The sequence below is a fragment of the Streptococcus sp. 4094 genome (assembly GCF_013277125.1).
Taxonomy (GTDB): Bacteria; Bacillota; Bacilli; order Lactobacillales; family Streptococcaceae; genus Streptococcus.
Window position 1 is genome coordinate 48,376 of sequence record NZ_VMMI01000001.1, and the last position, 9,592, is coordinate 57,967.

Sequence of the window (9,592 nt, forward strand, 5' to 3'; positions counted from 1 at the left end):
TATTTTCCTGCTAAACTTATACTCAATGAAAATCAAAGAGCAAACTAGGAAGCTAGCCGCAGGCTGTACTTGAGTACGGCAAGGCGACGCTGACGTAGTTTGAATTTGATTTTCGAAGAGTATTACCATCATAACATCCATAAAAACAAGCCTTCTCTAAAAGAAAATGAGCGTAGCAATGACCAATACAAGATCTCGGAAAATATGACCATAAAAGGAAACTTCCTTCTTAACAGAATTTGGGACAAGATAGGCTGCAAAAAACAAACCCAGTCCAATATAAATCAGAAGAGAGACAATGGTCATTGGATTTCTTAAGAAAAGAAGTGTTGCTAAAACAGTCACCAACACTGTCTTTTTTCTGTCTAGCATAGCAAGCAAATCGCGCATGTATTTTTTCAAGGGTAAAAAAATCAGCAAATCTAGCCCAAATAGAAAGAAAAAGGATGGCAATAAAAAGTCAACTAATTCTTGCTGCAACGTATTTTTGATGAACAAGTTATCTGACAGGACAAGAACAGCTCCTAACAAATTAATTAAGAGCAGGATACTGTAAAGAAGCTTCACCGACTGCTTACTGGCTAGGACACTATGGACTTCTTGCTTACGGGTATAAAGATAATTTACTCCAGCACAGATTCCTGAAACGAAGACCATACTTCCGATGAAAAAAGCTGTACTTTGTTTAAAGGACAAGATGCATTCCTTCCATAGGAAACAGCTACTCAAACTGATTTGAATTAAAGCTAACAAAAATAAGATTCTCATTGATTTCATCTTTTCTCTCCCTTCCTACCAATCATTATACTAGGAGAAAAGAGAGAACTGTTTCTAATCTTCTCAAATGTCTTTTTAAGACGCTAAACAAACACCAGAGACTAATACTCAATGAAAATCAAAGAGCAAACTAGGAANNACACTGTTTTGAGGTTGCAGGTAGAGCTGACGTGGTTTGAAGAGATTTTGGAAGAATATAAACTTGAAATAAGGCTGATAGTATTCATTTCACTATCAGCCTTACAGGTTATTTAACGTTTCAGAAAAACTATAATGTCAAGATTAACTAAACAGTACCTAATTCCTTCAAATAATTTTCTATCTTCATCAACATTAAAGGATTGTTATAAATCTTACATAACTCTCTTGCTTCTATATAATAATTTTTGACTTGTTCTTTGTCTAGAAATTTGGCTCCAGCATTTCCTACAAGAATAAGTAGAGGAGCCAGTTGGTAGCTTGTCTGTCTTTGTTTACAGAGTTCAATCGTCTCAAGAGCTTCTTGGATGGCTTCATTATATTTTTCCTTTGATACTAGGTAGTGAGCGTAGTTGTAACGAACTCTGATGTAGCCAAATAAAAATTCTTGATGCTCAAAATTTTTTGTCTGATATAACTCCATCAAATGAGAGTAGTTTGCCTCATATTCTTGTTCACGACCCACTAAGGAATAGAAATTAGATAGAGTATTCAAGGCCTTTAAATAAATCAGAGTATTTGAGGCTACTTTTAATAATATATTTTCCAATGAAGAAATAGCCTCACGCTTACTGTCATATTGATAGAAGTCAATAATAGCTTTAATCCATTCAAGGTAAGTTCGGTCTTCTAGTGTTAGAAAAGTACTTCGTTCAATCTCTATTCTATAAAGATATTCTAAATCGTCATAATTTCTGTCATCTAATAGTCGAGCAGATAATTGCTTGAAATTAGAGAGGTTAGATTTAATTTCAATTTGTTCATTAAAAAAATAATCTAATGGCACTTCGAGTCGTTGGGAGAGTTTGAACAAAAGGTCTGCGGAGGGAATGAAATGCCCTCTTTCAATTTTACTAATCTGGCTTTGTTCACAAATTCCTTCTGCAAGAGTTTGTTGGGAGAGTCTCAACTCTTTTCTTTTCAATCTGAATTTCTCTGCGAGTGTATTCATTAAAGATAATAAACCTTCCTATTTGCTTAATTTCATTATAAAATTTTTAGTTCAAAATAGCAAGTTAAAGAAATAAATAATTCTTTATGGTAATAAATAAAAAAAAAAGTCAAAAATTACATAAAAATGCTTGTCTAAATAAAATATATCTGTTAAAATAAGGATAATAAAAAAGAAAAGGGTTTCACGAATGAAGAAAAATCGTGGAATTCAAAAATTAGCTATATTAGCATTACTAGGTGTTTTTACGTTTAGTAATACAATTCCTTACCAATAGTTTATTAAGAAGAATAAACTATTGGAGATTCGAGTCCAATCACAAAAGAAGTCCAATGGTCTTGATGTTGGGAAGGCTGATTGGTTGATTAAATGATGAAAATACTATTAACTATATAGTATTTCTGTTTTATCTAACTTTTAATTAGAAAGAAGGGATTCCGATGTACTAGGGTGTGAGTTGTTGATATTTCTAAATGCAGTCATTGTTATTGTTAGATTTTAAGTGAAAGAAGTGAGGGCTTTACGATGAAGAAAAGCATAAAAAAAATAATTACAACATCTTTACTTACACTGACTTTAGCTGGTGCAGGTGGTTCGATTGTTTCAGCTGCAACAGTTTGGTATAAAGGTACTGCAGTTTATTGGAATTATGGTCGTACTGCTGGTCTTTGGAGCTATTCAAATGTTCAGTCTAGTGTTTACGAACACTCAGCAACTGCTAACGGGTCATTCTCAGGCTGGCAATCACCTGGAATAGAAGAACATGTTTCTAAATTCATTGGAACTGTACAGTTGAATGTTACTGGAATTGTAGGTAAGTACTTATGACATACAAAAACATATTATTAGGTAAAATGAGATACTTAATCCTGTTTTTGATTACCATCCAGAGTGTCTTACTTGCTCTGGTGGCAATTTTTTTAGCAGGTTTACAGTATCAACAGTCATGGCAGAGTTATAATCATCATTCCGGGACCGTAACAGTTTATCTTCAGAAGTTAACAGAAGAGCAATCACAAGATGTATTTAATTATTTTTTAGAACAGAGTGACTTGTCCATATGGACAAAACGTTCTGAAAGTAGTGATACAGGAGAAGGTCTAAATAGGATTTATATAGACATCCTTGGCAGCTCTGCTGGTTTTTCAGATTTTGAAAGTACGGGTAAAATAGTAGTCTCACAACAACAATTTGCAGATTTATTATCTCATAGTGATAATAGTATGACTATTGGACTTGACAAAGGCTCAAATAATATGCTTTTCGAGCTTCCAGATTTATTATTTAGCACACCTGTAGTCATTGAACGATTAGATTATACTTTCCAAAACACTAATACGATCAATGGGATATACCATATCAATGGTCTCCACGATGCTGTCTCAAGAGATAACTTTCTGTTGCATCTTTCAAAGATGTCAGGTATTTCTGTTGAGGATTTGACAAAAGAAAGTTTTGGAAGTAGTACTGATCAGGGAATTTGGGGAATAATACTTGCTATCAGCATCTTAGTAAATGCCTTCATTTTACTGATTCTATTCTTAATCTGTGTTCTTCAATCCTTTAAACATTTCGGAACATTGATTCTTTTAGGATGGGATAGAAAAGAATTATGGTCTGCTTTTTTCAAAAATTCTCTACTATTTTCAATCTACATTATTCCAATTATCTCTTTATGTAGTTGGTTGTTGTCAGGCTGGTCTAGTTTTGGTTTATCATCGTTTATTCTAGTTTTTGCTGGAGTCAGCCTCTCAGTCTTGTTGCTACTATTGATATTCATTATTCCAACGATTATTGTTTATTCGGTTTCTCCATTAGCCGCAATTCATAAACGATTACCAATGAAGCCTTTAATGGTAACCTGCTTGTTACTCTATACCTTGGTAGCTGGTTTGTTAATCGCAGTCAGTTACTCTTTAGATGCTCCAACGAATCAGTTTATTGAGAATATGAAAGTATCTAGGGAGTGGAAAAATGTTGAAGATATGTACGTTATCTCCAGCTTTGTTGAGGGAGATGATGTAGGTACATATGCAGGAACTACAAATTCCCTTGAGCGTAGTATGTATAACTTTTACCAGCGTATATCTGAGCTTCCAGGTGTCTATATTGCCCAAGGAAAATTTCTTAATCAGGAGTACCTTGATGCAGTCTATGGGACATACCAACATGTCCCTAAAAAACCATTTTGGTATTTGAAATTCTCCTATAATTACCTGCAAGAGTTAGGTATTCCCCTAAGTGATGAGGAGTTGCTAGAGATGAGGAATGGTACTAGACTTTATCTTCTACCTAACACGCTCAATACAGAAGAACTTGAGGCGATGAAGGCTTATTTACAGGAAAGTGTCACTGTAAAACCGGGAGATTTACAAACTAATTTCACAGAAAATCCGAAATTTATGTTCAAGGTTTACCAACCGTCTCGACCAATATTTACTTGGTCAGATTCCATTTCTTATGGTACAACTAGTGAGAATCCAGTTATTTTTGTCTCAACACCAGAGAATCTATATTTCATGGAGTCGGCAAACTTAGTTGTCAGCGGCTATAATGGTCTTTTGAAGATTCGTGATAGGGAAACAATGGAACAGGTAGTGTCCGTTTTAGAAACAGAATTTCCAGATTTAACGGATAATCGGTTGAGTTTTACAACTGTCAAGAACTTTATCAATGGTCTTCAAAAAGATCTGAGTTATACATTTTATCTTTTCGGCACGATTATAGCGATTATCATCATTACGATGATGGCTATTTTCTGGAGTTTTGTCTTAATGTACCGCTTGTTATTTGAAGAAAAATTGTATGTTCAATACTTTATGGGATTCTCACCATGGAAAAGATATATTGGTGTGGTTTCTCTCATTATTAGTTTTTCTGTGATGGAACTAATCGTTTCTATCTTGGTGGGTTCTAAGTTGGGAATAGTCATGACACTAGCTACATTTGCTTTTCAGATAATGCTTCTTTACTTCAGTTTGTTCCGTAAAGAAGGAGAGAGTATCATACAATCATTTAAGGAGTAATCTCATGTCTAGAATTTCAGTACAAAATGTATCAAAACAATTTGGTTCAAGAGAAATTTTCAAAGACTTAAGCTTTGATATTGAGGAAAATGAATTTGTAGCTTTAGTAGGACCTTCTGGTTCTGGAAAATCGACTATCCTCAATATGATTGGACTATTGGATACTGTTGACAGTGGTAAAATCCTAATCAACGGAAAAGTTTTGCCTAAGGTAAATTCGCAATCAGCAGTTCATTATCGAAGGAATGTCATCAACTATCTTTTTCAATCCAATGCACTCATTTCTACATCTAGTGTGAAAGATAACCTGATGCTTGCCATGACTTTTTCGAATTTCTCTAGACAGGAGAAAGAGCAGAGAATCAAGGAAACGCTAGAATTTGTTGGTCTACAAAATCGGTTAAATAGTAAAATCAATGAATTATCGGGAGGTGAACAGCAGAGAATTGCGATTGTGAGAGCTATTTTAAAGCCCGGAGATATTGTCCTAGCAGATGAACCAACCGGATCGTTAGATCCTGAAATGTCTCAAAAAGCATTCGATTTGATTCGAACTTTGAGAGATCAATTTGGTAAAACAATTTTGGTTGTTACGCATAACATGGAGCAAGCACGGCAATGTGATAGGATCATTTCACTGGAGTCGGTTCTTGTAAATTAACTCAACCATTATTAGCACTTGATACGGTTACTTCTATCAATAGTTTAGTAAGCTTGTTAGTTTATAGAGGTCAGGGGTATTTCTGCCCTCCGTTTTAGAATAAGGAATGCACTATGAAAAAATTATTTATACTCATATCCAACCTGCTTGCTAGTTTGTTCTTTGTTTGGGTATTTACCATTTGGACTGATACATATGTCTCCTATTATTACCCCAACGTTGTTGTACGTGATTCTTCCCCTGAAACAACTTTTCAGCATGTTGCTACACGCTTGGAAAAACTAGCAGAAGAAACGGATAGCTTTATTGCGATTCAACACCAAGATCCTAACTCAGAAGGTACTCCAGTGTTTTCTTATACAACCTTTGGGAACGGAAAGTTGCCTGATGGGCTACAGGAAAAAAATCTAGAAAATGCTCAAAGTAGTAGTGTTGAAACAAACTATTTTGTATTCGATGGAAACCTAGATATTCACTTGCTAAGGGAGGAGCTAAGCCAACTTGGCTTGACTAACATGCACCTGACAATTCCATCTAAACTATCTACGTTAATGGCTATCTTTAGTAATGGATTTCAGTTAATCAGTTTATTGATTTTCATCTTAACCTTTGGAGCACTGACTTTAATTAGTCAAATTAGCCAATTACGGTCATCGGGCATTCGCCTCATTTCAGGAGAGAAACGGTGGTCCATTTTCCTTAGACCAGTTGGTGAGGATTTGAAAGGGATAGCTGTTGGTTTCAGTTTAGCTGGCGTGCTCGCCATTCTTATGCAAAAAATTCTGTCGCTTCCAACGCAATCCCTAATGACCATAGGAGAAGGCTTGCTCAGTTATAATCTCATCTTGTTGTTGATCTCCCTGTTTTTCGCTCAACTCTTCGCAGTTGGGATAAAAAAGATACACCTGATGCAGATTATAAAAGGGCAAGTGCCTGTCAGAGGAATCATTAGTTTGATTTTAATCGGTCAACTATTAGCGATTATTATTGTAACGCTGGGAATAGGGAGTAGCTTAAAGTATTCCCAAGCCTGGCAACAGCATCGGATTGGACAAGAGGCTTGGAGCCAGGAAAGGCAACTGATTACCCTATCAATCAGCCGTGAAGGAACGAGTCCTGGTTTTGATGAACAAGCTCAAAAGAAATTCAGAACTTGGTATCAATTGATGGATCTGGCTGTTTCAGAACAAAAGGCTTTCTTATCTAGACACCAGTTAATTGAACGTACTTTGCAAAATGGCATGGCTTCCTCCAAAAACTTGACAACCTCTACAGAATGGCACGATTACAGCCCGAATGGCAATGTCCTTATCGTCACACCGCAATACTTGGAGCGTCAAAACATTCCTGTAGATACAACTATTGAGCAAAAGATGAATCACCTTGATGTAGGGGAGTTTGTCTTATTGCTGCCTGAACACCTCCGTTCAGAGGAAGAACATTATAAATCTGTTTTTGAAGACGACTTAACCAGTCGCATGTCTAGTCAAGATGAACGACAGCAAATGACTGCTACGGTAGGTTATTTAGAATCAGGTCAGGATCGTTTTGTGTATAATACGACCCCTATTTCTTACCAGCAGTTTTTGAAAGATCCAATCATCATTGTTATAACACCCCAATCAACTGGTCCACAGTCCATTTTGTTTTGGGTAGACGCAGTACAGAACTACGTTCTCTTTAATCAATTGTCTGATGCCCAAGAGCTTATCCAGAGACAAGGCATTGAAAATTGGGTCTCAGAAATGCAAACAGGTTACCACAACTACATCACATTATTGGATAATATCCAGAGGGAACGTTGGGTAATGCTAGCAGGAGCTGTGCTTGGGATTGCAACTTCAATCTTGTTGTTTAACACTATGAATAGGCTCTACTTTGAAGAATTTAGACGTGCCATTTTTATCAAACGCATTGCAGGTCTCAGGTTCTTAGAAATCCATCGCACTTATCTCTTTGCTCAACTGGGTGTGTTTTTACTGGGATTTGTTGCGAGTGTATTTCTTCAGGTAGAGATACTAGTTGCTTTCTTAGTCTTGTTACTCTTTACTGGTCTATCTCTTTTACAGTTACATGTCCAAATGCAGAAAGAAAACAAGATGTCCATGCTTGTTTTGAAGGGAGGTTAATATGATTGAACTTAAACAGGTGAGTAAATCTTTTGGAGAACGAGAGTTATTTTCGAATCTTTCAATGACATTTGAGGCTGGAAAAGTCTATGCCTTAATTGGTTCAAGTGGTAGCGGAAAAACAACCTTGATGAACATGATTGGGAAATTAGAATCTTATTATGGGACGATTTTTTACCGAGGTAAAGACTTGGCCAATTATAAATCGAGTGATTTTTTCCGTCACGAATTGGGCTACCTCTTCCAGAACTTTGGCTTAATTGAAAACCAAAGTATTGAAGAAAACCTTAAGCTAGGTCTCATTGGTCAAAAGTTGAGTCGGTCGGAACAGCGGTTGAGGCAGAAGCAGGCTTTAGAACAGGTCGGCCTGGCTTATCTTGACCTAGATAAGCGCATCTTTGAGTTATCGGGCGGAGAATCGCAACGGGTTGCCTTGGCAAAAGTTATCTTAAAGAATCCACCCCTTATTCTGGCAGATGAGCCAACAGCTTCAATAGACCCAGCAACCTCTCAGTTGATTATGGAGATTTTGCTATCTCTTCGAGATGATAATAGGCTAATCATTATCGCAACACATAATCCGGCAATTTGGGAGATGGCTGATGAAGTGTTCACGATGGATCGTCTGAAATAAAAATCCTTGTTTTTAATTGCACCATGAGTTACTGAAATATTATCATGAATCAATAATAGTGTAGGAGAGATTTTCCTCCTACAACCGTTTCAAAAGAAAACTATCTTTATTCCATGTTATTTTGAGGAAGATATTGTGAAAGTCAAAGATGATGATAAAGTTGAGTGGAATTTGTTAGAATTTCAAAAATTTAGAGCATTTTTGGCTTAGTAATCTGTGTTGAAGGCTCAAAACCTATGGTAAAAAAGTAGCTTTGAAAACGTATTGCCTCCAAAGATTTAGTTAAATAATGATTTAACACAAAAAGAAATTATTGAAGTTCTGGAAAGATGTTGTTTCAGTATTGAGAAAAGGTGGGAAAAACTTGCGATATTCACAGAGAAAGGAAGAAAAAGTATAGAAATATAGTCAATTGAAACAAGAACAGGACAAAAGAACCTTTTGTGCCATATTTTTCTCCTTTCGCTTTACAATTGGCTTGAACACCTTTATTGTATCGCGTTTGGAGTTTTTTTGGTATAACCTTCGACGCGCACCCGCATAGCGGGTGTTTTTTTGTCTCGCACCTAATGGAGCGAGACGGACTAATAGTCACATAATCAAAAAAACGCACCATATCAAAAACTAAAAATTTGATATTATGCGTCATATCTTAAACTAATTGACTATACTTTCTATTCAAATGAGCTTTTAACCAATCTCTTTGGTCAATCAACTCTTAAAACCAAAGAGCAATTTCTCGCTTAGCTGACTCTTCTGAATCTGAACCATGTACAACATTTTGGATAGCCTCATTTTCTCCAGCAGCTTTTGCAAAATCACCTCGAATAGTGCCTGGTAAAGCTTCTTCTGGGCGAGTCGCACCCATCATAGTCCGCCAAGTTTCGATTACTTTGGGACCAGAAATAATACCCACAAAAACCGGCCCTGAAGTCATGAATTCACGAATCGGTGGGTAAAAACTTTGACCAACCAAGTCCTGATAGTGCTGATCAATTAACCCTTCTGAAACCTTTGTACGCAACTCCAATTTTTCGATTGTAAATCCACGTTGTTCGATGCGTTTCAACACTTCACCTACTAATCCTCTTTTTACACCATCTGGTTTAATAATAAAGAATGTTTGTTCCATACCTGTCTCCTTTGTCAGCTTCTTTCTTTTATACTCTTCGAAAATCTCTTCAAACCACGTCAACGTCGCCTTGCCGTAGGTAT

At 36.3% G+C, this 9,592-nt stretch carries 8 protein-coding genes and 1 pseudogene; 6 read left to right on the plus strand and 3 right to left on the minus strand.

Going from position 1 to position 9,592, the window contains the following annotated elements; genetic code table 11:
* Positions 1-156: 156 nt before the first annotated feature.
* The gene (locus tag HT721_RS00250; RefSeq protein ID WP_173228666.1) at positions 157-777 is read right to left on the minus strand and encodes a hypothetical protein; all 621 of its coding nucleotides are present in this window, start codon (positions 775-777) and stop codon (positions 157-159) included.
* Between the two features lie 286 nt (positions 778-1,063).
* A complete protein-coding gene (locus HT721_RS00255) occupies positions 1,064-1,927 on the minus strand; it encodes a helix-turn-helix transcriptional regulator (protein WP_173228668.1) in 864 nt (287 codons plus the stop codon).
* Positions 1,928-2,117: 190 nt separating this feature from the next.
* On the opposite strand from HT721_RS00255, the pseudogene HT721_RS00260 reads away from it, so the two are divergent.
* From HT721_RS00260 to HT721_RS00285, 6 genes and pseudogenes are all read left to right on the plus strand, one after another.
* Positions 2,118-2,300 (plus strand): annotated as a pseudogene (locus HT721_RS00260) (PhrA family quorum-sensing system peptide).
* Positions 2,301-2,452: 152 nt separating this feature from the next.
* The gene (locus HT721_RS00265) at positions 2,453-2,755 is read left to right on the plus strand and encodes a hypothetical protein (RefSeq protein ID WP_240148751.1); all 303 of its coding nucleotides are present in this window, start codon (positions 2,453-2,455) and stop codon (positions 2,753-2,755) included.
* A complete protein-coding gene (locus tag HT721_RS00270; protein WP_173228670.1) occupies positions 2,752-4,953 on the plus strand; it encodes an ABC transporter permease in 2,202 nt (733 codons plus the stop codon). Before HT721_RS00265 ends, HT721_RS00270 begins: the two co-directional genes overlap by 4 nt.
* Positions 4,954-4,957: 4 nt before the next feature.
* A complete protein-coding gene (locus HT721_RS00275; protein WP_033685029.1) occupies positions 4,958-5,614 on the plus strand; it encodes an ATP-binding cassette domain-containing protein in 657 nt (218 codons plus the stop codon).
* Positions 5,615-5,727: 113 nt separating this feature from the next.
* Positions 5,728-7,743, plus strand: a complete 2,016-nt coding sequence (locus HT721_RS00280; RefSeq protein ID WP_173228672.1) for a DUF1430 domain-containing protein — start codon at positions 5,728-5,730, stop codon at positions 7,741-7,743.
* 1 nt (position 7,744) lies between these two features.
* Entirely contained in the window at positions 7,745-8,377 is a 633-nt protein-coding gene (locus HT721_RS00285) for an ABC transporter ATP-binding protein (RefSeq protein ID WP_173228674.1), read from the plus strand.
* 718 nt (positions 8,378-9,095) lie between these two features.
* Here the strand turns inward: HT721_RS00285 and ndk are convergent.
* Positions 9,096-9,509: a nucleoside-diphosphate kinase gene (gene ndk, locus HT721_RS00290; protein ID WP_173228676.1), complete on the minus strand. Its 414-nt coding sequence runs from the start codon at positions 9,507-9,509 to the stop codon at positions 9,096-9,098.
* Positions 9,510-9,592: the final 83 nt, after the last annotated feature.